The sequence below is a fragment of the Mesorhizobium australicum WSM2073 genome, from assembly GCF_000230995.2.
Classification (GTDB): domain Bacteria; phylum Pseudomonadota; class Alphaproteobacteria; order Rhizobiales; family Rhizobiaceae; genus Mesorhizobium; species Mesorhizobium australicum.
This window is the reverse complement of sequence record NC_019973.1, coordinates 5,738,857-5,760,889: the sequence shown is the minus strand read 5'-3', so window position 1 is coordinate 5,760,889 and position 22,033 is coordinate 5,738,857. Positions and strand designations below refer to the sequence as shown.

General features: G+C 58.7%; 17 protein-coding genes and 1 pseudogene. 3 read left to right on the top strand and 15 right to left on the bottom strand.

Annotation, left to right across the window (positions count from 1 at the left end; genetic code table 11):
• Positions 1-77 precede the first annotated feature (77 nt).
• Positions 78-545: a Ros/MucR family transcriptional regulator gene (locus MESAU_RS27750; protein WP_013533377.1), complete on the bottom strand. Its 468-nt coding sequence runs from the start codon at positions 543-545 to the stop codon at positions 78-80.
• A gap of 513 nt (positions 546-1,058) precedes the next feature.
• Between MESAU_RS27750 and MESAU_RS32330 the strand changes: the two genes are divergently transcribed.
• Positions 1,059-1,346, top strand: coding sequence for a hypothetical protein (locus MESAU_RS32330; protein WP_049802410.1), 288 nt, complete (start codon positions 1,059-1,061; stop codon positions 1,344-1,346).
• A gap of 537 nt (positions 1,347-1,883) precedes the next feature.
• Here the strand turns inward: MESAU_RS32330 and tdh are convergent.
• From tdh to MESAU_RS31600, 10 genes and pseudogenes are all read right to left on the bottom strand, one after another.
• Complete coding sequence (tdh, locus tag MESAU_RS27740; RefSeq protein ID WP_013533376.1) at positions 1,884-2,918, bottom strand: L-threonine 3-dehydrogenase; 1,035 nt, start codon at positions 2,916-2,918, stop codon at positions 1,884-1,886.
• A gap of 432 nt (positions 2,919-3,350) precedes the next feature.
• Positions 3,351-4,075: pseudogene (locus MESAU_RS30600) on the bottom strand (uroporphyrinogen decarboxylase/cobalamine-independent methonine synthase family protein); the annotation flags it as partial.
• Positions 4,076-4,596: 521 nt separating this feature from the next.
• Entirely contained in the window at positions 4,597-5,589 is a 993-nt protein-coding gene (locus MESAU_RS27725; RefSeq protein ID WP_013533375.1) for an adenosine kinase, read from the bottom strand.
• 107 nt (positions 5,590-5,696) lie between these two features.
• Positions 5,697-6,872, bottom strand: coding sequence for a methionine adenosyltransferase (metK, locus tag MESAU_RS27720; RefSeq protein WP_013533374.1), 1,176 nt, complete (start codon positions 6,870-6,872; stop codon positions 5,697-5,699).
• A gap of 54 nt (positions 6,873-6,926) precedes the next feature.
• Entirely contained in the window at positions 6,927-8,264 is a 1,338-nt protein-coding gene (locus MESAU_RS27715) for a serine hydroxymethyltransferase (protein WP_013533373.1), read from the bottom strand.
• Positions 8,265-9,422: 1,158 nt separating this feature from the next.
• The gene (locus MESAU_RS27705) at positions 9,423-10,283 is read right to left on the bottom strand and encodes a hypothetical protein (protein WP_013533372.1); all 861 of its coding nucleotides are present in this window, start codon (positions 10,281-10,283) and stop codon (positions 9,423-9,425) included.
• Positions 10,284-10,541: 258 nt separating this feature from the next.
• The gene (locus MESAU_RS27700; RefSeq protein ID WP_013533371.1) at positions 10,542-11,789 is read right to left on the bottom strand and encodes a type II toxin-antitoxin system HipA family toxin; all 1,248 of its coding nucleotides are present in this window, start codon (positions 11,787-11,789) and stop codon (positions 10,542-10,544) included.
• The gene (locus tag MESAU_RS27695; RefSeq protein WP_013533370.1) at positions 11,782-12,117 is read right to left on the bottom strand and encodes a helix-turn-helix domain-containing protein; all 336 of its coding nucleotides are present in this window, start codon (positions 12,115-12,117) and stop codon (positions 11,782-11,784) included. The genes MESAU_RS27700 and MESAU_RS27695 overlap by 8 nt, the downstream gene beginning before the upstream one ends.
• Before the next feature lie 561 nt (positions 12,118-12,678).
• A complete protein-coding gene (locus tag MESAU_RS31605; RefSeq protein WP_164919976.1) occupies positions 12,679-13,131 on the bottom strand; it encodes a BRCT domain-containing protein in 453 nt (150 codons plus the stop codon).
• Positions 13,080-13,571, bottom strand: coding sequence for a hypothetical protein (locus MESAU_RS31600; RefSeq protein ID WP_041163535.1), 492 nt, complete (start codon positions 13,569-13,571; stop codon positions 13,080-13,082). The genes MESAU_RS31605 and MESAU_RS31600 overlap by 52 nt, the downstream gene beginning before the upstream one ends.
• Before the next feature lie 1,423 nt (positions 13,572-14,994).
• Between MESAU_RS31600 and MESAU_RS27680 the strand changes: the two genes are divergently transcribed.
• Complete coding sequence (locus MESAU_RS27680; protein ID WP_013533369.1) at positions 14,995-15,786, top strand: class I SAM-dependent DNA methyltransferase; 792 nt, start codon at positions 14,995-14,997, stop codon at positions 15,784-15,786.
• A 410-nt stretch (positions 15,787-16,196) separates the two neighbouring features.
• Here the strand turns inward: MESAU_RS27680 and MESAU_RS27675 are convergent, their stop codons facing one another.
• Positions 16,197-17,624, bottom strand: a complete 1,428-nt coding sequence (locus MESAU_RS27675) for a hypothetical protein (protein ID WP_013533368.1) — start codon at positions 17,622-17,624, stop codon at positions 16,197-16,199.
• A gap of 428 nt (positions 17,625-18,052) precedes the next feature.
• Complete coding sequence (locus MESAU_RS27670; protein WP_013533367.1) at positions 18,053-19,084, bottom strand: class I SAM-dependent methyltransferase; 1,032 nt, start codon at positions 19,082-19,084, stop codon at positions 18,053-18,055.
• Between the two features lie 366 nt (positions 19,085-19,450).
• On the opposite strand from MESAU_RS27670, the gene MESAU_RS27665 reads away from it, so the two are divergent.
• A complete protein-coding gene (locus MESAU_RS27665) occupies positions 19,451-19,651 on the top strand; it encodes a hypothetical protein (RefSeq protein ID WP_041163534.1) in 201 nt (66 codons plus the stop codon).
• 157 nt (positions 19,652-19,808) lie between these two features.
• Here MESAU_RS27665 and MESAU_RS30595 read toward each other — a convergent pair whose 3' ends face one another.
• Together MESAU_RS30595 and MESAU_RS27660 are read right to left on the bottom strand one after the other, a co-directional pair.
• Positions 19,809-20,630: a 50S ribosomal protein L11 methyltransferase gene (locus MESAU_RS30595; protein ID WP_276325707.1), complete on the bottom strand. Its 822-nt coding sequence runs from the start codon at positions 20,628-20,630 to the stop codon at positions 19,809-19,811.
• A gap of 590 nt (positions 20,631-21,220) precedes the next feature.
• Positions 21,221-22,024: a dimethylarginine dimethylaminohydrolase family protein gene (locus MESAU_RS27660; RefSeq protein WP_013533365.1), complete on the bottom strand. Its 804-nt coding sequence runs from the start codon at positions 22,022-22,024 to the stop codon at positions 21,221-21,223.
• Between the last annotated feature and the right edge of the window lie 9 nt (positions 22,025-22,033).

The window sequence follows — 22,033 nt, the reverse complement described above, 5'->3', positions numbered from 1 at the left end:
TTTGATCCCGCCTTTCTATGTTTTCGCTCGCATCATGCCCGAGCTGCCAGCCCCTCAACGGGTCTGGATTGAGGAAGTCACGCTGGTACCTTCTTTCTAGACCGCTTCTCGGGCGCCGAGACTTCAGGCTCTTTCGGTTTGCGGCCGAGTCCCATCGTCTTGGCCAGGGCAGAGCGCGCAGCCGCATAGTTCGGCGCGACCATGGGATAGTCCGCCGGCAGACCCCATTTGGCGCGATATTCATCGGGTGTCAGCCCGTAATGGGTCGACAGATGGCGCTTTAGCGATTTGAATTTCTTGCCGTCCTCAAGGGAGATAATGTAGTCCGGCGTCACCGATTTTCTGATCGGGACGGCCGGCGTAAACGCCGTCGGCTCTTGTGCGGAGACGCGACCGGCCGCCGTGCGTTTCAAAGCTTCGTGCAATTGGCCGATCAGGGCAGGCAGCTCCCCCACCGGGACGGGATTGTTGGAAACATAGGCTGAGACAACATCCGCGGTAAGGTCGATGAGGTTGTTGGCGTTTTCGAAGTCTTCTTCTGGCATGAAACTCTCCAGTGGATTGGTCTACGGAGCGTGGCCTTCTAGTGATGATTTCCGATGAACGCAACAAATCTCGCGACAGGATTGTTCGGTGCTCGTCCAACATCGAGGTCTATAGCGCCAGTTACAAGCTGTCGCGACGCTGATCTCCTCGGAAATCGCCGTTCATAAGCGCCCGGTATCCGCCGTTCAGTCGCGATCTTGTCGGTTTGAGTTGCGAGAGGACGACGCAGAAAAATTGTAAGCACCATGAGCCGTGCACCTGGAAGACCTTGCGCGTACGAAGCAGGTCGGCGTTGCGCCAGCGTGGGGGCGACAGGCAACAGAACCGACCAAGCCCTCAGCGAACAAATAGCGATTGCGCGCCCGCCACTGTTGATATCGGGGGCCGTCGGGCGATACATCAATCACTGTTTCCGCCGCTCGATCATCTTGGTCGACAGGCGCCATTCCCTTGATCAACGGATCTCGCGCAGGGCGTTCGCATGCCGCATGTGGAGATTCGTAAGGAAATCTATGAAAATTCTATTGCCCGCGGTGGCTGTTGCGCTTGTGGCGGCCACAGCTTTGCTGAGCAGTCCCTCCGCCAGACCTCAGGGACACGGCACTGCCATCTTCAAGCCCTTGCCATCCTACGAGGCGACACTGGTCGCGCCGGACCCATTCGAGGCCTACCTCAATGGCGATGACACCGCCATTGATCCCAGCGAAACACGGTCTGGCCCTTTTATGGAAAAGGGCTGCTCCTCCTGCCATTCCGGTGTCAATATTGGCGGGGAAGGCTATATCCATTCGGCCTCGTAGAGAAGCCCGGCGCCGACATCCTGCCGGAGAACGACAAGGGACGATTTGCCGTCACCAATGTGCCAGAGGATCCTATGTTTTCCGCGTGCCATCGCTGCGCAACGTAGCAATCACCGCGCTATACTTTCATTCGGGCAAGGTCTGGGACCTGAGCGAGGCGGTCGCCATCATGGGCACTACCCAGTTTGGCCAAGAGCTAGCGCAAATCGAAATCGATCGGATCGTTGCCTACCTTCATTCGGTGACCGGAAAGCGACCGGAGATCACATATCCCCTCTTGCCAACTGAGACGCCCACTACACCTCGACCTCGATCCTAGGCATCGCGAAACAAGCGATCGCGTCGGAGCCAGTGAGCGTTCCTTGACCCATCTGGCGAATTGCCACAGGCGCGGCCGTCCGATTGGGCCGTGATACGTCGCGGCGCGATTGAGCGTCGCTCGTTGATGGCATGAAGCCATGGTTTTGCATGCTCCCGCCCTTGGAGATCTTCGGCAGGCCAGGGCGCTGTCCGTCAGCATTAGGCCGGCCAATCGCCTCACCAGTCCATCACCACCTTGCCCGAACTACCGCTCCTCATCGCATCGAAGCCGGCTTGGAAATCGTCGATGCCGATGCGGTGCGTGATAAGCCCGGAAACATCCAGCGGCCCCTGCACCAGCGCGATCATCTTGTACCAGGTCTCGAACATCTCACGGCCATAGATGCCCTTGAGATGCAGCATCTTGAAGATCACCTTGTTCCAGTCGATCTCGAAACCGGTCGGTGCAATGCCCAAAATGGCGATCTTGCCGCCATTGTTCATGGTGTCGATCATATCGCGGAAGGCGGGCGCGGCACCCGACATTTCAAGGCCGACATCGAAACCTTCGGTCATACCGAGCACCGGCATGACGTCGCGCAGCTTTTCCTTGGACGCGTCGACGACGTGCTGCACGCCGAGTTTTTTTGCCAGCGCCAGCCGCACCGGGTTGATGTCGGTGATCACCACTTTTCGCGCGCCGACGCATTGGGCGACGAGCGCGCCCATGATGCCGATCGGCCCGGCGCCGGTGACCAGCACGTCCTCGCCGACCAGATCGAAGGAGAGTGCCGTGTGCACGGCATTGCCCAACGGATCGAAGATGGCGGCGATCTCGTCCGGCACATCATCGGGGATCGGCACGACATTGTGCTGCGGGATAGCCAGATACTCACCGAAGGCGCCCGGACGGTTGACGCCGACGCCGAGCGTGTTGCGGCACAGATGCCCTCGCCCGGCGCGACAGTTGCGGCAATGACCGCAGACGATGTGGCCCTCGCCCGACACGCGCTGGCCGACCTTGTATTCGGTGACCGCTGCGCCGAAATCGGCAACGGTGCCGACGAATTCATGGCCCGTCACCATCGGCACCGGCACCGTCTTCTGCGCCCACTGGTCCCAATTGTAGATGTGCACGTCGGTGCCGCAGATCGCCGTCTTCTTGATCTTGATCAGCACGTCGTTAGGGCCGATTTCCGGCACCGGCACCTCTTCCATCCAGATGCCTGGTTCGGCCTTGGCCTTCACCAGCGCTTTCATCATGTTCGACATCAGATGCTCCTTACACCTTGGTTTTGATCCCACTTGCGCCTCTCCTCTGGTAGCCGCACAACGGAAAGGTGGGGTTCGGAGAGCACAGCTGAGATTTCTGGACCGATGGGTATGTCGAGGCTGCCTTGGTGTCGAAGCAACACTCCACCGCGAGGGGCGCGTGAAGATCCAGTTCCAGCGAACCTCAGCGGAAGCGGAGCAAGCGCCACGCCAGATGCAGCGAAGTTTCAACTCATGGGATGAGTAAAGGGTCGCAGCTTGCGGCTCGGGGCCGTGGCTATGTTGTCGATGTCAGCAACATGCCAGGCAATCAATCGACACGATGCTCTCGATGGTCGATCTCACCGCGATATCTCATAGTGCGGACGCACAGGCGGCATCCGAAAACGTGCCCCTCGGTGAAGTGTCTGTTGACCGCTGCTGGCAGGTGACTTGGAAGGCAGCTCGTTCGTTCGGGTTAAGATCGAGCACAAGCGCCGGCTCATCAATCTGCACCCAGTTGGCCCCAGCGAGTTCCAGCTTCTGCGGGAGTTGCTCGTAGACGGGCAGCAGCCGCGGCAGGAGCGCCATGGGATTGAAACCCTGGTCGGGAGACTTCGCCAGCTTCAGGAAGGTCACGGGTCCAAGGATGACCGGGCGTGTATGGATGCCGAGCTCTTTTGCCTCCAGAAGTGATCGACGGGTTTCGTCGACGAAAGGGCGAATGTATGATCGTCGCCAGCTCCGGCACGAGGTAGTGATAGTTTGTTTCAAACCATTTGGTCATTTCCATCGCGGTTAGCATTGCCCCTTAACGGCATGCCCGTGACTGGCGTGTCCGCAACCCGCAGTATCGCCTTGCGTCCCGCGCGCCATCGCGAAGTAGATGTCGAGCGGCACCTCGCCGCCTGTCCAGCCGTAACGAGCTGGCACGGCGCCGACCATTGCTGCCGTGTCGAGCACGTGGTCATAGAGTGAGAAATCGTTCGACGGGATTTTCGACACGCCGCGGTCTCGCTGCTCCAACTGGCGGCACGGAGCGCCTTCGCCGTCGCCAGAAGGTTGGCAGCAGAAGATTTTCTGGACCAGTAGCTTTCGAGCGCGAATTTCAGTTCTCGCCGGCGACCGATACGCGGCACGCCAAGCGTTGCTATGGGAACTTGCTGAGAGACATTCATTCCATACCCCGATGGTTGGGGCGGGAAAAGGAAGGCGCTAGCAGGCCGGCATCAAAGCCGAGCTGCAGCGGCCACCAGACACCCCGCCCGTGTTCACCGTGGCAGGTCTCCTGGCTCGCGGATAACAGCCTCTGCCCCTCTTCCCGGGGAGTTCGCCCCAGTGACCTTAGTGGGTAGGCTGTGTTTATGTGAACTTTATCTGCGACGGTTTCCAAGTCCAAGGCCGCGCTAGGGCTGAGCCGCTTGTGCCCTCTCCAGTTTTGCGCAGGCCGTGCCTGGCCGCTCCGGCAAATCTGCGAGCCGCACGATCCTGGCTGGCGACTTCGGCAAATGGCCTGTCGGCCACCATGATCGGCCACAGTATTAGCCCGAAGAGCGTAAATGTTTCTGCGCCGTCAAAATCGGAAATTTGGAGAAAACCGCCATCCTTCACGGACGGGCACGCGACATTTCGAATTACACGCGCTTATCTTAACAGCCCTGCATCAAGTTCGGTGGGCAGCACCTTGCCGATATGCCCCCTACAACAATCCCGCCTGCTCAGCCTCGCGGCGCAGATTCTGCCGGGGCCTGGGGCCGATCTGCTGGATCACCAATCCGGCCGCCAGTGAGCCAAGATCACCGCAGGTCTTGAGGTCGCGGCCTTGCGTGTAGCCATGCAGGAAGCCGGCGGCGTAGAGGTCGCCGGCGCCGGTCGTGTCGACCAGTTCCTTGATGGCGGTCGCCTTGATCACCACGGTTTCGTCGCCGTGCACGATGACGGAGCCTTTTTCCGAGCGGGTCACGGCGGCGATCCGGCAATCCTTGCGGATCTGCGCCAGCGCCTCGTCGAACGAGGATGTCTGGTAGAGCGATTTGATCTCGTGGCTGTTGGCAAAGACGATGTCGACCGTGCCCGAACGCATCAGCTCGAGGAATTCGTCGCGGTAGCGGTCGACGCAGAACGAATCCGACAGCGTCATCGACACTTCGCGGCCTGCTGCGTGCGCCAGCTTCGCCGTCTGGCGGATCGCTTCCTTGGCGCGCGGCGGGTCCCACAGATAGCCTTCGAAATAGGTGACCTTGGCGCCAGACGCCTTGTCGGCCTCGACATCCTCCGGCCCAAGCTCGACGCAGGCGCCGAGATAGGTGTTCATCGAGCGCTCGCCGTCGGGCGTGACGAAGATCATCGAGCGCGCCGTCGGCGGCTCTCCCTTGAGCGGCGTGGTGTCGAAGGCGACGCCCTGCGCATGGATGTCGTGGGCGTAGATTTCGCCCAGCGCATCGTTGGAGACCTTGCCGAAGAAGGCGGCGCGGCCGCCGAAGCTGGCGACGCCGGCCGCCGTGTTGCCGGCGCTGCCGCCGGACGCCTCGATCGCCGGGCCCATGCGGCTGTAGAGCAGTTCGGCGCGTTGTGTGTCGATGAGGTTCATCGCGCCCTTGATGATGCCGTTGGTCTCGAGGAATTCCTCGTCGCACTGGGCGAGGATGTCGACAATGGCATTGCCGATGCAAAGCACGTCATAATCCGGCATCAAAATCTCCGCCAAAAACCCGAGCCGGCTTCTTGCCACGCCGGCCGGGTGTTTCTTTCGAGTGTGGAATGGGTCGTCCTTTGCCGAAAGAATCCAATACCGACGCATCAAGCAGCTGCGGGTCCTGCCTCACGCGACAGGTCGTCAGCTCTGTCCGTCTTTTCCCAGGTGAACTCCGGCTCTTCGCGGCCGAAGTGTCCGTATGTCGCGGTCTTGCGGTAAATCGGCCGTAAGAGATCCAGCGCCTTGATGATGCCTTTCGGCCTGAGATCGAAAAGCTCAAGGACGGCGCGTTCGATCCTTTTTTCATCAATCTTTGCGGTTCCGAATGTATTGATGAGGACTGAGACCGGTGCGGCCACACCGATCGCGTAAGCAAGCTGAACCTCGCACACCTCCGCAAGTCCGCTGGCAACGACGTTTTTTGCGACGTACCGCGCGGCATAGGCGGCCGACCGATCAACCTTGGACGGGTCCTTGCCCGAAAAGGCACCGCCGCCGTGACGCCCCATGCCGCCGTAGGAATCGACGATGATCTTGCGGCCGGTAAGCCCGCAATCGCCTCGCGGCCCGCCGACCACGAACCGGCCGGTTGGATTGACCAGGAACCTTATTCCCGTCGTATCCAGGTCATGGGGCAAGACCGGCCTTATGATCTCCTCAATGACGCCTTCGCGGACGGCGGCCTGTGAGACCTTATCGTCATGCTGCGTCGACAGGACTATGGTATCGAGCGCTACCGGTCGCAAACCTTCATAGCGGACGGACACCTGAGATTTAACGTCCGGGCGAAGCCAGCCAAGGCGTCCGGTTTGGCGCACCTCTGCCTGTTTTTTCGTCAAATCGTGAGCAAGTTGGATTGGCAATGGCATCAATGTTTCGGTCTCGTTGCATGCGTACCCGAACATGAGGCCCTGATCTCCCGCTCCCTGCTCGAGATCCTGCCCTCGTCCCTCGTCTACCCCCTGGCTGATGTCAGGCGACTGCTCGGTCAGGGCCAAGATCACCGCGCAACGCCGGCCGTCAAAGCCGATCGCATCGTCGTCATATCCAATGTCCAAAATGATATCGCGGGCAACTTGGCTGTAGTCGATCTGCGCGTGGCTGGTGATCTCGCCAGCCAGAACGACCATCCCTGACTTCACCAACGCTTCACAAGCAACGCGAGCCAGAGGATCCTTGCGAAGGATCGCATCGAGGACGCCATCTGAGATATTGTCGGCCATCTTGTCGGGATGTCCCGCGCCGACGGATTCGGAGGAGAACACGAATTGTCTGGTCATGGAATATCCTCGCTTCAAACGTTGGAATTAAATGTGACAGCCGATCCGGCCATCTTATCTGTCGGAGATGCCAGGGACGTCGAACGCAGCGCAGAAGTCGGCAACGTCTCTGCGCACGCGGGCATGGACATCCGAATCATCGGGCTGGCGGCAAACAAGGTCGATGAAAGCGGCAATCTGCAGCATTTCCGCCTCGCGCATGCCCACAGACGTCACTGCTGGCGTGCCTAACCGAATGCCGCTGGTGAGCGCGGGATGCCGCCGGTCGCCCGGCACCATGTTGAAATTCGTGATGATACCTGCTTGCGACAAGCGCTCGGCATAGGCTTTCCCGGACAGCGGCCGTTCCCGTAGATCAAGGATCAGCATGTGATTGTCAGTGCCCCCCGTGACGAGTTCATAGCCTCGCTCCAGAAGCGCCTGGGCCAGAGCCCTGGCGTTGTTGACGATCTGCTGACCGTACACACGGAAGGACGGATTCCCTGCTTCGTGCAGAGCGACAGCTAGCGCTGCAATCGTATTCATGTGAGGTCCGCCCTGCAGGAGAGGGAACACGGCACGGTCTATGCGTTTGGCCAGATTGTGTTTGCTCTTGGAATGATAGAGTGCCTGATAGCGGTCTTCATTCCTTGACAATATGAAGCCACCGCGGGGACCGCGGATCGATTTGTGAGAGGTGCTGGTGACCACATCGCAATGGCCTACAGGATTGGGGTGCACTCCTGCGACAACGAGGCCGCTGATGTGGGCGATGTCGGCCACCAGGTAGGAGTTCACCTCCGAAGCAATTTCGGCCATTGCCTCGTAGTCAAAGATACGCGGATAGGCAGTTCCGCCGACCCAAATGAGCTTCGGTCGTTCCCGCTTGGCCGTCTCGCGCAAGCTGTCATGGTCAATCTGGTGTGTCTTTTCGTGCAGCCCGTACGGGACTCTCTGATAGTCAGTGCCGGAGAAGTTGACGGCCCAACCGTGAGTCAGATGCCCGCCCTCGGGGAGGGTCAAGCCCATCATCTTGTCTCCCGGACACAACAGCGCTCGACAGACAGCCTGATTGGCCGGGGAGCCGGAATAGGGCTGCACGTTGGCGTGTTCACAGCCGAACAGTGCCTTCAATCGATCCATGGCGAGGTTCTCAAGCTCATCGACGATCTCGTTTCCGGCGTAATAGCGTGCGCCAGGATATCCCTCGGCATACTTGTTGGTGAAAATAGACCCGGTCGCTTCCAGCACCGCGGAGGACGCGAAGTTCTCGGAGGCGATAAGCTTGAGGGTCGTCCTCTCCTGGCGCTCCTGTCTTAAAAGCAGCTCGTGAACGCGAGAATCTGCGACAGCCAGGGGAGGCCACTCGCAAGTGCCAAGCTCCGCGATCCCGCCGCCAGTCGAATTGCTCATATCTGCTTCGCGATCCATTGGGACTAAGTTTCAAGACAAGCAGGCGGTCACCTTGGACCGCGCGCTCTGTATCGCCTCCAGTCGCTGTAGGTCTTGTCTGTGATGGCCATCGCCGTGAGGCAGGAGATCAACCAATAATTGAACCAAGCCGCCGTCCGAGCCTCCTGCTTCGAGGTGGTACGAAGGCCAGGGGCGCTGTTCGTTGCCGAGAAGAAAGCCGGCTCTGGCGAGCCGACGGACGTGTGCAACCACGTGCTCGCGAGACAGACTCAGAACTTCTGCTAGCTCGCAGACGGTTAGGTCCGCATGCGCACAAAGTCCCAGGATTCGAAGTCGATCAAGATGAGCCGCGGCCTTTAGGCGCCTGACCAGTGTCATCATCGTCCGGCGCTCGTTGTATTGACTTCGTCCATTTGGCGTCTCCCACTCTTTCAGAGGCGATCTTGCCGTCCCGACGAGGTCAATACGCTCGACCGCATCGTCAGATCGTTTGCGATATATCTCCTCGACCAAGGCAAATGCTCCTGCCGGCCCCTGCTTTTCCGAGCTGCAGGTATTTGGTCGGGGCACGGCGCCACGGTCTCGACCCGCGGCTTTAACGAGGCTCAACGTACATATTCTCACCGGTTTAGAGTGCTAAAAGTCCGCGATTTTCTTTGAAGGATCTGTTGCAACGCTGCATACCGGCGTTGGAAAGCCCAATCAGGAGACTTCATCGAGGTGCTTGCGCGGGCGGCCAAGCGTCCCGCTCGCTGCTGAGCTCGCTTGTGGTGGATCTCGCTGCTCTGAGGCTGGGTCAGGCACCCGAACTGCCCCCGGGATGTCATGTCGTTCGTTTCGAGAGCGGGGCCTGGTGATACAACTCCTCGGATAACTGATGTCAGCCTCCGAGGCTTCGTATCTAGCCTGAACCCGGGCGGCCGCCATTTTGGCCTCAAGGCGCGGCCTTCCCCAGCGTATCGATATACGACAGTACCGGACGGGGCCGAATACGTTTCGGCAGACGATCTGAATTTTCGTCCCCTGTCGGTGGTGATAGTGGGCATCAGCGCGGCGTGGCCGCGTTCAGTCTCCTGCGTTCCATCTTTCTGCCTAATCGTGCCGTGTCTGGTGTCGCCGGCCGTTTCCCCACGATGCTCATGTTCGGTGGTCACCGGATCAGTTGCCTCCTCTGATGCGTCGCTCCTCACCGATCGGGATGATCCAGCCGCCAGCGCGGTCAGGCCGAGAAAAATCATCGGGACCCCCTATCTGCGTCAGGCGCATGCGAACGGTTTGCAGCTCCGCGTCGATAGCGGCACGGATGAGATCGCGCTCGATGCCGACGAAGACCGGCCGGAGATTGAGGCGAGCGAGCGCCTCCTGATCGGCGGGCGCAACGTCGGTGTCAGCGACGGGTCCGGCACGGGTGACGATCCCTCCGATCAGTCCGCCCATGGTCGTGGCCTTTTCCAGCTCTCTCACCAACGTGGCATCCAGCAGCGCTCGGGCGCGTTGGAGATCCCCTTGCAGTCTTCGCGCGAACGGCTGGTGTGTGAGGCCGCGAAGCGCACTGGCTAGCTCAGCGTGCCCAAGCGACTTGATGAGATTGGCGATATGGAGGCGGAGAAGCCCGATGAAGAGCGCGTCTTTCTCCTCCGGCTTGATCGGCTCGCCTTCATCGATCGGATCGCGGACTGAGAGGTGGGCGTCCGTCGGATTTCGCGCCGCCATCCCCCAGCGGGTCGCGACGGCAATGCGCTTCACTGTGATCTTGCGGCCTCCAGCGGTGATATCTATCCGTCCGGCCTGAGCCCAGGCGCGGTTCAATGCTTTGGCCGGGCCGCCATTATCGTGGCAACCCTTCGCTTCGGCCACGGTCAAGGAGGACAGGTCGGATGCGCAGGCGATCCAGTCGGGCAGATCGCCGCGGGACAAGCGCGTGACTTTGACCTGCCGGCGGCGATCGAGGTCGATGATGCGGCTGCCGAGATGCGCGAAGACGAAAGTTGAAGTAGCGTTCCAGATAGGCGCGGGCAACGAAGCGGCCGAACAAGCCGGATAGCGCGACCTTCACCTCGCGGGCTTGCCCAAGCGGTTCCCGGAAGATGAAGGGCGTACCCGCGCCGGTTGGCGTCAACAGCGCGTCCAGGATAGACCACGCGCCGTATGCAGCCCCTGGCGTCTGCAACACTTCGCGAATCCCGGCGTCCTCGATCTCCGAGACGTCGAGGTCGACGGTCGCGCCCGTGACAGGGCTGAATGCTGGCGGATCGAAATTGTGGAGGAAGGTCCTCGTCATAGCGCCAGCGCCAGCTTGAGATCGTCATGCTCGAAAGCGCTGGCCATTCGGCTGATTTCCGCCGATCGAGCGCCGACCGCCTTGGCTGTATCGCGCCAGGTCGCTGTCACGGTCGCGACCTCTTTGATAATCGCGCGGGCCTGCGGCAGGGTGAGCGCGAAAAATATCGACGCGGCTTCAAGCAGATCGAGCGAACAGGTGCCCTCATCGAGATCGATGTTCGTCGTCAGCACCCGGGCCTTGAGATCTGTCGGGACGGGATTGAGGTCGTATGCCGGCGAGAGAGACCACCCCGCCTTTCCCAGCCATAGGAAACCGTGATTGCGGAGGTGGTCGTCGACATTGGAAACCAGCACATTGAAGACGACCCGCCGATAGAGGGCATGCGCGTCCGTCTTCCCCTGGGCGCCGTGTTGAGCAAGGGCATCGACGATCTCCGGATAGCTGCCGCGCTCACCGTCCTTGGCGCCCATCATCGCCATCGCCGACAGGAACGGGATGCGGCTCGCACCGTCACGATCGAAGCGCCGCGACAACATGACTGGCTTGCCGGCGACCTCGATCAGCTCGTGTCGAGGCGTGGCAATACCTGCCTGGCCGGCCAGCCGCAGCGCGATCTGTTCCCAGGTCTCCATACTGTAGTCGTCGGTCTCCTTCGGGAATTTCGCTATGGAGAGGTGACCATGTTGGTCGATAACCGAGGCCTTCGGTCGGGCACCGCCCAGGGAGGAGCCTGGGGCAAAGATGAGCTGCAGGTCTTCATCCGTTTCCTCGTCTCGGAGGATCCGTTCGGTGATCTGGAGCAAACGGCCAAGCTCGATTAAAGCGGGAACGCCCGTGCGGATCGGCGCTTGGAAAATCTCTTCGCCGACCCAGCGGAAGCGGAGGGCGCCAAGTCGCGTCTCGTCGGCGACGCTGAGCAGGTAGTCGCTTTCTATAAGCGTGCGAACCGCGCGGCCTTCTTGGTCGGCGAGGCGGCGTTCGGCGCGCTGCATGAGGCGCCGGCCCCAGGTATCCGGCGCTGAGTCGCCGATGGAGCCGAAAGTCGCAAGACCTGCAGGGGGGGCGAAGGCTCCGCGGGTCAGAGCAAGAGCTGGCTCTAGCGAGAAGCGGTCCGAATCCTCAAGCCATGCTCCGTCATACTCGAAGAGCATGGTCTCGGTGCCCCGGACGCGATTGCTCCTCGCCAGTCCGATCGGGCGTGTGCGGCCGTCCAAATCGATATGGACCTCGAAGTCAGCCATCGCGCGACGATCCGGTTGGCCGCTGGAGGTGGACATGCTTGGGCAGGTCGGCACTGGCGAGCGCCTGACCGACGCTGTCGTTGCTGATGTCGGCGACCTGGCCTAGGCCCTCGAGGAGGCCGAGCGCCTGCAGGACGCCGGCATAGATGCCGACGCTGACGTTGGTGTCCCCGGCTTCGACCCTTTGCAGAGTCGAGCGAGAAGTGAAGGCGCGCTCGGCTACCACCGCCATCGGCAGCCGTCGGCGTCGACGGGCATCATGAATGTCAGCCCCAAGCTTGCGCAGCACGCGCCGCACCGCAGCAGGAGGGTTGTGTGGAGTGGGCATTATGTCACCTTCGCGCTACAGATTGGTGCGTTATGTAGCACGAAGACTACATTTCATCTAGCCCTTGAAGCCTCATCTCAATGGAGAACGAAGTTCTATTAACGCCGTCGTGATGGCATCGACGGGACCCCCCAGTCGACGGCGATCGCGGCGACCGTGGTCATCACGTCATCGAAGCTCGTTCGGTCGACCTGAGTGAAAGGAGCGTCTGTCTCCGTCACTATGCGGTCGATCTGGGCAAGTGCAGGCGAGAGAGCGGCCGCGATGCGAACGGGTCATCTCGGCATGACGGAGAAATAGCATAGCATCGGCGCACATCGAGCCTCGCTTTTGCTTCGGGTGAACCAGTGAAGCACGACCGTGCCGCGATGCCGTGGGAGATATTGTTCGTGCAGGTGCGGCCGCTGCCCGCCTTAAAAACTGTCAAGAAAGGTGGCGAGCGCCCAGACCCGTATCAGGATCCACTAAGGCTCGGGTATTCAGGCTCCGCGCTTCCAACGCGACCATGCTCTGAAGCCGCACTTCCAAGATAATAGGTTTTCCTTTGCCGGATGGAGGCGGTCAGAAACCCAACGCTTTGGCCAGCATCGGTTCAAGAACCAGATCCGGCCGACCTCCCTTTTCGCGAAGCTCCATTGCCCTTATGATCTTCGTGCCTTCATGGCTGTGCTTCCAGTCCCGAGACGCTTCGGCCGCGACGACGAGGTAGTCGGTCTGGCCGCAGACGGTTTCCTTCCAATCACCGCCGCGTTCGCAAATCATCTCAGCGATTACCTTTCGCGGGCCAATGGCGAATTTTCCCGTGAGGACGAACATCCGACTCGGAATTACGAGCCGGCTTGCATCCTCCAAGGCGCCGTCAATGACACCCACATTGCCGAAGGTAGGCAGCCCCGTATCTGTCGCGCTGTCGCCGACAAGATGGGCAATCCACCCGCATATGTCTTTTGCCTCCTCGGCGGTTATGCGACCGTCAGAAATAGACCTTCTGGCAGTTTCTCCGAGAGACGCCACGCGGCTGTCTCTCTGCAGGACCACACTCGCAGTCTTTCGACCTCTGCGGGCGTGATGGAGTTGTCGCAGGCGATACCGGCACAGAACCCGTAGAACTCGTTGACTTCGTCCTTCTCGTCAGCGGCGATAAACTCCCGCGAGCGTATGCCGACTATAGTTTCAAGGATGGCGTAGATCTCTTCGGGCGCGTTACCCCACACATCCAGATCGCGGATGAGCTCGGCAGCATCGTCGTCATGAAGAAGGGACAGGAACTGCTCAGCTTCGACCCTGAGTGGCGGCATCTCCGCGCTCTCGACCCGCTCGCTGGCCATCACGCCCTTCAAGAACCCGAGCCAGTACCCCAACGCCTTCCGGTGATTTGCCTGCGCATGGATTCTACCGAGCGCGGCCCCTTCGTGTTCGAGTTTACCGCCCCTTCCGCGGAACACTTCAACCATTGTCGCCCCCTCGACTCTTTGGTTTCGATCGTAGCAGACATCAGAACACTCATCTATCCGCCGACCAGACAACGCGTGCCTAAACCGGAAGGCCTATCCCGTTAGCTCCCTGCTTTCTCGATGGTAGGGCCAGGTTGCCACCCCAGGAACGGCGTTTCGGCCGAGCGGTCGACCAAAGAAGACGCTCTGGACTCACCAAGGATCAGGCCGCCTGAACCCGCTGCCTCCGACGCGCTCTGTCCCTCGCGCAGCCGTGCTCGTCCGCAAGGGACGCTCCGCTCAAGCCCTTGCGGACTGCGCGCGCCTGCGCATGGCGGGACGCGCGACGGCGGCTCCGGAGATCAGGCTTGGTTCCAGACCGCTTCGTGCGGGGAGCTAAAGCTCGAGACCGCCCTTTCGCCTACTGTGCCGACACCGTTCTGTCCCTGGCGCTGCCGTGCTCTTTGATTAAATCTGCCGAATTCTCGCGTATCCTGCGGCCGCGCATGTGAGCACAAGGTGGCGCCTGGCGCTTCGACGAGCCCCACAAAAACCAGCGTCGGCATGGCGACCGAAATGCTGAGGCAAGAGACCGCCACTCCAGAAGGAAAAGTTCGTCATGCATTCCCATGCCGTTATTGCGTCCCTGCCAGTCGCCGGGGCCGACCGTACTGTCCTTATCGAACGTCATGACGATGACGGAGGCCGCCCCCTTCCTGGGAGTCCATCACTAACCGAGAGATTCCTGGTGGATTCGGGATACGTCGAAACGACCTCGTGAGAGGGAACTGGCCGCAAGAACATTCGGGCCGAATTCACTACGGCGGCGGCAGCACGGCCGCTCCAGATCGATTTCGTCCAGGCCAGGAACGGGCCAGGAGACTAGGACGCGGTGCGGGTCCTTGCCCCGGCTCTCGGAAGCAGGATTCAACCTGCGATCCGCACCTCGATGGGGAACAGTCGCAAAGTGCAACCGAAGCTTTTGAGCAAGTGTTCACGGCTCAAATCGGAACGCCGGGGACTATGGATGTATCTTCGGCACGGCGACTTCAAAGGAACCGCCTCGTTATGGGCCAAAACGTTTGTGATGACGTAAAGGTCGGGCCAGAGTTGCCACTCCCCGCACGCGGTGTCCCTCTGAGGCGCCTTTCGCGACCAGAATCGTCTGATCATTTGTCGGAACCCTGACAAAGCTGTGTCGTTGCAAACAGACAGAAGCGGAGACTAAGAGCCAATATGGTGAACTAAACCGACTCTTTGAATTGGCTTGGCTCTTGCATTTTGAATCCGCGTTCACTCCGCAACGGAGCCGTTCGATGTCCGGAGCCCGACCAGAGCGACACCCTTCGACCATTTCCTGTTGCGGAACGAGCGGCGTTATTTCCGAGCCGATTGCATACGAAGTAATTGCTAAAATCCTTAAATCAATCTCACAGGAGGAGAAATGGCTGACGAATTCATCTACGACGAAAATTGGTCGGCAATGTATGAGCTACTTACATTGCTGCGAGGTAAGAATGATGAGGTTGGCGAGACTGTCGCCTTTCTTCAGCGATTTTCCAGCGGAGGGACTGCTCTTGAACTTGGCATTGGCGACGGACGCGTGGCGGTGCCGTTGAGCGAGCGCGGCGTCAAGGTCGAAGGTATCGACAATTCGGACAGCATGTTGAACCTTCTCGCCAAGCGTACTGATCTGATTAAGTTTTGGAAGGCAGATATTTCAAGATTTAGATCGGAGCAACGCTACAACTTGGTGTATTGCGTTTGGAATACATTCACGCAGGCCGTCACGCGCGAAGCGCAAATAGCTTGCCTCCGATCTGCCGTGGAGGCGTTAGATGATGGAGGGAATTTGGTGATAGATGTAGGCGTGCCGCCCTTGGATGGTTTCGTCAACGGCCAGAAAATTTCCACGCTCGTTGTGGATCATGAGAATACGATCATCGCTGCTGATGTGCACGATCCCCTAACCCAAAACTTGGTCTCAACCCTCCTCTGGTTTTCTGGTACGTCGGTCAAACGATTGCCCAATCGCGTTCGTTACGTCTATCATCAGGAACTCGATACCATGGCCGAATGCGTAGGGCTCAAGCTGGCGGAGCGTTGGGGAGATTGGGCAGGAGGTGCGTTCACCGAACAGTCCAAACGTCATATCTCTGTTTACGGCCGAGCGACGACCGGTCTATTAAATGAGTTATCTCCAACTCATGTAAGGCAAGCCCCTCGAGGCGGATGATAAAGCCTGGCAGAGCCTCATTGAAACAACCGTGAGGTTGTTGTGAGCGGAACAAGCTAGCTTGGCGGCATAAGGGTCTATGATCGGTTCTACCTATTCGCAATATCGGCCTGTAGGAGTCAGCAGCGCGAAGCGCGAACGTGCATCAGCGAACAAGCGCGGCTCACGAACTTCGATGCCTTAACAACTCGATCGCGCGCCGAACGACATCGCTGGCTTTCTGCAAGCACTTGACCACCTGACGCCGAAGGCCATTTCTGTCAGCATAATTCGGCCGTCCGCAATCGCCAATCCGCACGCATGGCTCGCACAGGTCTTCAAAGCGCATCGGCGATGGAAGGCCCGACAGCGATGTCCATGCGTTCTGTGAAATGACCAAATCTGAACGGCGTCAGCTTCGCGCTCACAGATCAACGGGAGGGGCCAATTACATCCTGTTTTGGCTGCTGAGCGCCAGCGAGCCAAATGGGGCGATCCTCCAATGCTGTTTCCTTTGCAAGCCGTTTGCACAACGTTTGCCAGAGGGGATCGCCGGCGAATGCTGGCAAGCTGCCCCATGCCTCGCTCAAAGGTATCTCGCCATAGCAGTCGATTAGCCGCCCAAAATCGCAGCCAAGCTGGGTCATAAGACTGAACGGATCGATTCGACCCGGCGAGATCGTACGATGCCCCCACAGACTCGGCTCTTGGTCAGACCCCAGCGAGACGGACAAGCTACGATTTGCAGGTGACGGAAACTCAGAGAGAGTAGACAGCAAGGCATAGCGCATAATCGGATAGTAAACGATCTGGCGACTGCCGCCGAGCACCCGCACTCCAGGGAGTATCGATGTCACAAAGAATGACAGGAGCATACTGGGTATGATTTCACGCTCGTTCAACGATTGGAGAAGCGCGTCAGGTGCGCACTGTACAGAGAAGGTCCCGCTTTCGTTCAAAAACAGGCCATCGCGCAGCCGCAGGGGAAATATGCGCCCCCCTGAAAAATGCCAAAAGAAGTCGGTTGTCGTCTTTGCCCAGTCGGCCCATTGGCCGCAATCAAACGATGCGAAATGATTGAGCAGCCTCTTCGCAAAAGAGCTTGGTCCAAACAGCGTTGACGAAAGCCAGGACGACGGGTCGCGAAGATGCTGGGCGACTAGGTCGCCCACGTCCCAATCGTCGAACTGCAACAAGTGAAGATCCGATGCGAAGAAACGGCGCCAGAGGCTCTGATTGGCTGTCTTGATAGCATCGGCGGCCGAGAGAAACTCGTCATCGGGCAGGGCTCTTTTCAATCGCTCGGCCAATTGGCTCGCGATCCCCGTCTGTTTGGCGCTCGTCAGAGCAAACCGCTGCGGCGCATCACGTCCGCAAACACTGAGTCGACCCATTTTTCTGTTTGACAGCCCGAAGAGATTGAAGTGCTGACCTCCAAGCCGCAGCCAACCGGGGCCTTTCTTGTCGCTTTCTTGGAATTTAACGGTTGAACTCGAATGAGTCACATACCAGCTGTCTTTATGGGAGCGCAGCCCCATGGCACTAAAGATATGCGTGTAGAACGCATCGGGTTCAAAGGCCAGGTAACAATGTGGGCCGGTCTGAATGACCGGTCGGCTTCGAAGCTGTGTACCGAGTTTTTCAATCTGCGGATGCCCGTAGCCCAGACGAGAGGCACAATCTGCAAGTCGCAATTCCATCTGCTCTAGAGCATGCATACGGACAGGATCGGCGGCGGCGGGTTTAGCGTCATAAGCGACATGCGCATACGCACGTGTCGGAAGCGTCGAGTAACGCGAGATGTGTGGCACAAGCCAAGCCAATGCTTCAGCGACGGGTTTTGGAGATGGCGATTTCATTACACGTCATCCGGTGGCTGTTGGGCTACCGTTTTGCTTGGTGGACAGACGAGAATACCGACTGTCCAAACCACGACCATGACAACTCCGAAATACGGGAGCCCGGCCGGGGCAGCAGCGTATCGCCGGCAAATGCAGTCAAACCATACACAACAAATCCAAACCCCGTTGCAAGGGTTTGGATGCGCACTGGCCGATCGACGGGAACCGCAATAAAGCCGACTGCGCCGCTGGTGAACAATGGGTCATCCTTCCCGACAACAGTAATGAGGTGACTGTCTGTACGCTGTTGTTTTCAAGAAAGCGCGAGCCATGTAGCGGACATGAAATACCAGTACCTACGGATATTGGAGGCAAGCCACTGGCCAAGAATGTACTGGTCGTAAATGATGGCATGTTAGGACGCGTTGGTCGTTGGCCGGCTTCGCTCATCTGCCGGACGCTGCCAGGCGGCGGAACGGCGGGGGTTCGAAGGCCAATCCCGGCAGCGAAGCCGGAGTTTCCGTATAGACGTATTCATTTGGAATGCAGGGCGGGGCCATCGCCGAAATTACACGCCGAAGATTGTCCGCGTTGTTGCTAGCGGCAAGTGTGTAGAAATTGCCGGAATTCCATGTCACGCATCCGTATTTGAAGTGTGCGGCCACCGACTCTGACATTTCAGATAGCGTCGTCTCATTGAAGTTCATTTGCTTAAGAATGGATTCAGTCTTATTTTTGATATCGTCCTGAGTGAAGAAGCGTGCCTTATATCCGTAGTCTTTCTGTAGCTCCCGGCTCAGGTATGAGATATCGTCGTCTTGCCGAAATTTTTCGAAGAAGAAGAATATCCCGCCGTCTTTCAAATGATGTTTCACAAAGCCAATCTGCGCCTTTCGATTGGGCGAATACATTTGAAATGTGGTGTCCTCCAAGATGATGTCGAATCCGTCGGCAAAGTGCCTGAGCGCCGACGTTCCCACCATTCTGCTCCGGGTCAAGTGATGAAATGGGCCGAGGAAGAATGTTGCATGCGCGGGCCGTCCGTGGAGAAAGAAGCTTTCCTCGTTTTCTTTATTGGGACTGCATGAAAGGGTTTGAATCTTGCCGTTGCCCAGCTGGGCAAGCGTTCGAGCGAGTGTGCCTTCGGCGGCCCCCAGCAGATAGAACCGAGCCGGGACGGTCTCATCCGCGATAGCGTCTGCATATCGCAAGAAGGCATCGCCAACTCGAACCTCCTCCTCGAGACGATAAGGAATGCTGGCATGATAGTGAGGGTCGAAGCGGCCCCAGATCTGGCGATGCACGCTGGTGAAGCTTTGCAGCGACACATCCCCTTGGAAAAGGCGCGCATCCACGCTCGGAACTTTGATCGGGGCTCCTGATCGGCCTGCTGCGGTCGCCGAAAAGAAATCGGCCATTTCATTCAATCGCGGTGCCTTATCGCAGTCCTTGAAAAAGTCTTCCACCTGCTGTTCCATTTCGCTCTTGTTGCTCGACGCACAGCCTCCGGCAGTTTGCGCATGGCTCCGTCTATAGACGCATCTGAGGCGCACGCGCGGACGAGTGAGGGCATCCGAGGCTGCGGCTTTGTGCTGCTGACCCGGCAGGCCGGCTTCGCCAAAGTTATATCACATCGCAATCAGTACTAATGTAAAAGTTAGGCTAAATCGCAAGTGTAGGCTGCACCTTGAAAATTAACACACTTTGGACATTAATTAATAAGCTGCGCAAGGAGTGTTGGACATCAGTCCACAGTCGTCTGCCCACCTTGGGTGTGCACATTAGTTGCTCACGCGTTGACCGGTGTCGCCCAGTCGAGCTTGCCTGTCCCGGGCAATGATCACATGTCGCCAAAATGGGAAGACACGTCTGTAAAGCCGGTGATCGCTTTGATCTCGCGCGTCAAGATCCCCCGGACCGAAGCCCTGATTGAGCTCGACATCGGAGAAGCGAACGGCGCCTGCATCGCCGACAATCCCAGCATGTTGACCCGTTATCAGCATGTTACCCAAACAGGCGGAGCGGTAGCCGAGTCTGCCCGGTAAAAGGTCCGGTCAGAGGTTGTATCTTCAATACTGGATCGTGATGGCCTGTGCTCACGGGGGATCAGGTAACGTTAGCATCACCAGCCCCCCTGCAGCCGCCCTGTCAGCAGAACCTTCAGCACATGAACCAAGAGCCGCTTGTCGCTTGCCCTGCACTTCATGTCGAAACCAAATCGATCGACCCAGATTTATCACCTCTCAAATAGTATCTCCGCCCAGATTCGACCGGCATAGGTACTCGTAGGGGGTGAAAAGCCGTTCGCCAATGACTCTTCCGCTCTCTAGAAGAGATGAGAAATTTCCCAAAATGGGCGTCAAAATATGAGGTCATTCCATGGCAAAGGCCAGAGCTGTGAACTGTAACTTGATGTTCTACCGGGTCCAGAGCGCTTGGATCTAAATAATCATAGCTCCTGAAAAGAACGGTTGGCGAGAGACATACCGGATCATGTAGCGTCTGGATCACCGAAAAATATGAACGTTCGGCAAACAGGTTAAATCCCGAAAGATCGAATCCGCATTGGTTAAAGACGGAATTGTCCTCAAAGGCTTGCACGTCGGTGCAGAGGAACCCGAATTGCTGAATCCGATCTGGCATCACTACTGTAGCAGGACTGGCGATTTGGCGGATGTCTTCCGCTATCGATTCATATCCCTCACCAACTACCCCAGAATCCAATGTTTCCGTAAAAATTATGTCAGGCGCCGAAGGAAGGTCGCCGTCCTGAATTGCTTGCCTTGAGGACTTTGCAATCACCACGATGCGATCCTGCAAATCGTTGTTCCGGATAATCTCCCGCGCTGCCGCAGCAATTCGCTCATCCATCTCGCATGTGAATACCTTTCGGGCGCCATGCCTGGCGAAGAGCATCGCCGGAAGGCCAGCCCCGGTCCCGATTTCCACGACGGTCTTTCCTCTGAGATTACAGGATGCTATGGCCGCCTCTATTGCTGCATTTCGTGCGGAGTCGCGCATCATTCTGAAATGCCAGTTGGGAACCTGGGAATCTGCGTGAGCGCGGGACGGGATTTTGTGCATTTAATACCCTTCTGAACCCCTGTGGCGGGTGAATAAGCCACTCATCGCGGACGGCGATCGACGACGTCGCGCGGTTTGTAGGGCTCCCTGTCAGCCTCTGAGACGAACGAATGAGTGTTGCGGTTCGCGAAGGGGAGGCAGCAAGAATGGTGCCAAGGCACGCAAGCGCTAAAGACCTCCACCTGCCATTTCCGTCGCCTGCAAGAGAGTGCTCTGATCTCGTTTTTCGGAATGCGCCGGGTACCTGAACTCAGTGCCGATTTGTCGAATCCACGACACGGTCATCTTTCGCTGTCTTACAGCTGGTGGTCGCCTCAAGCTCCAGCGTGTCGCGGAATAGGAGGTCGGCGATGCGACGAGCCGACATGAGATCGACAATTCTCTGGGTAAAATACGGTTTCTAACATAAGTCCGTCGTCGCTTTACCCGGAGAGAAAGCGTGGCGGCGCGACAATCACGATCGAGGGGAAAGCACGAGTTCTGTTTGTCGTCTGGACGTCTGGGGCGGCAACAAGGGGGGTTTGAATGACCTACCTGCAGTCCCGGTACCAGCGCAGCGACATACAGGAGAGCCCGGCATCGATCCTCTCGATCTCGGCGGTCTTCAGAGGCACGACCTTGTAATTCGCCTTTTCGAGCATCTCAATCGTGCGCGGGTAGCCCGCGCTGACCATGACGATGTCGTTGACGCGCAGCACGTTCGCCGCAGGCTCTTCGCCTTCCGGGACGATGAACTGGCGGAATTCCTTGAATACGGAAGCCTTCGCGAGGGCAGCGGTCGAAATCACGGTTTCATCGTCGAGCAGCGAGGAGGCCGTCTTGAAATGCAGAACGCCTTTCGGAGTCTCGGCAATCTGGGCCTTCCCGCCGAGTTGCTCGATACAGGAGACAAGGGCCTCTGCCCCGGCCTTGTCGGTGCGATCGGACAGGCCTATCAGGACGCTATTTGGGGTGTACATGATATCCCCGCCGTCGGCTTGTCCCGGGGTAGGGAGTTCTAGCACGGTGTCGAACATATCGCGCAGGATCGGCGCGAGCTCCGCGGTCTCGGCGACCCGGCTTGGCGCGCCGGGACGGAGCAGGATGGCGCCCCCGGTGAAAACGAGCGCCGGGTCTTCGACAAACAAAGAGTCTGGAAAGGCCTCAAGAGACGGCAGGACGCTCACTTCGACACCTGCATGCCGCAAGGACGCAACGTATGCGTCGTGCTCGCCCTTGACGCCTTCATAGGTAGGACCTCCCCGATCATCGGCGCGTAGGCCGTTGACGACCGAGATCGAGGGTTCGCGAACGATTGCGGAGTTGAACTGATAGACCGATCTGGTTTGCGACATTTCCAATCC

Coding starts and splice junctions, on each gene's coding strand:
- MESAU_RS27695 (WP_013533370.1), bottom strand. CDS start 12,117: ATGCCCACTCCACACAACCCTCCTGCTGCGGTGCGGCGCGTGCTGCGC.
- MESAU_RS27665 (WP_041163534.1), top strand. CDS start 19,451: ATGTCGCCAAAATGGGAAGACACGTCTGTAAAGCCGGTGATCGCTTTG.
- MESAU_RS27680 (WP_013533369.1), top strand. CDS start 14,995: ATGGCTGACGAATTCATCTACGACGAAAATTGGTCGGCAATGTATGAG.
- MESAU_RS30595 (WP_276325707.1), bottom strand. CDS start 20,630: ATGATGCGCGACTCCGCACGAAATGCAGCAATAGAGGCGGCCATAGCA.
- MESAU_RS27670 (WP_013533367.1), bottom strand. CDS start 19,084: ATGGAACAGCAGGTGGAAGACTTTTTCAAGGACTGCGATAAGGCACCG.
- MESAU_RS27675 (WP_013533368.1), bottom strand. CDS start 17,624: ATGAAATCGCCATCTCCAAAACCCGTCGCTGAAGCATTGGCTTGGCTT.
- MESAU_RS27700 (WP_013533371.1), bottom strand. CDS start 11,789: ATGGCTGACTTCGAGGTCCATATCGATTTGGACGGCCGCACACGCCCG.
- tdh (WP_013533376.1), bottom strand. CDS start 2,918: ATGTCGAACATGATGAAAGCGCTGGTGAAGGCCAAGGCCGAACCAGGC.
- metK (WP_013533374.1), bottom strand. CDS start 6,872: ATGACCAGACAATTCGTGTTCTCCTCCGAATCCGTCGGCGCGGGACAT.
- MESAU_RS27715 (WP_013533373.1), bottom strand. CDS start 8,264: ATGAGCAATTCGACTGGCGGCGGGATCGCGGAGCTTGGCACTTGCGAG.
- MESAU_RS27660 (WP_013533365.1), bottom strand. CDS start 22,024: ATGTCGCAAACCAGATCGGTCTATCAGTTCAACTCCGCAATCGTTCGC.
- MESAU_RS27725 (WP_013533375.1), bottom strand. CDS start 5,589: ATGCCGGATTATGACGTGCTTTGCATCGGCAATGCCATTGTCGACATC.
- MESAU_RS27750 (WP_013533377.1), bottom strand. CDS start 545: ATGCCAGAAGAAGACTTCGAAAACGCCAACAACCTCATCGACCTTACC.
- MESAU_RS31600 (WP_041163535.1), bottom strand. CDS start 13,571: ATGGTTGAAGTGTTCCGCGGAAGGGGCGGTAAACTCGAACACGAAGGG.
- MESAU_RS32330 (WP_049802410.1), top strand. CDS start 1,059: ATGAAAATTCTATTGCCCGCGGTGGCTGTTGCGCTTGTGGCGGCCACA.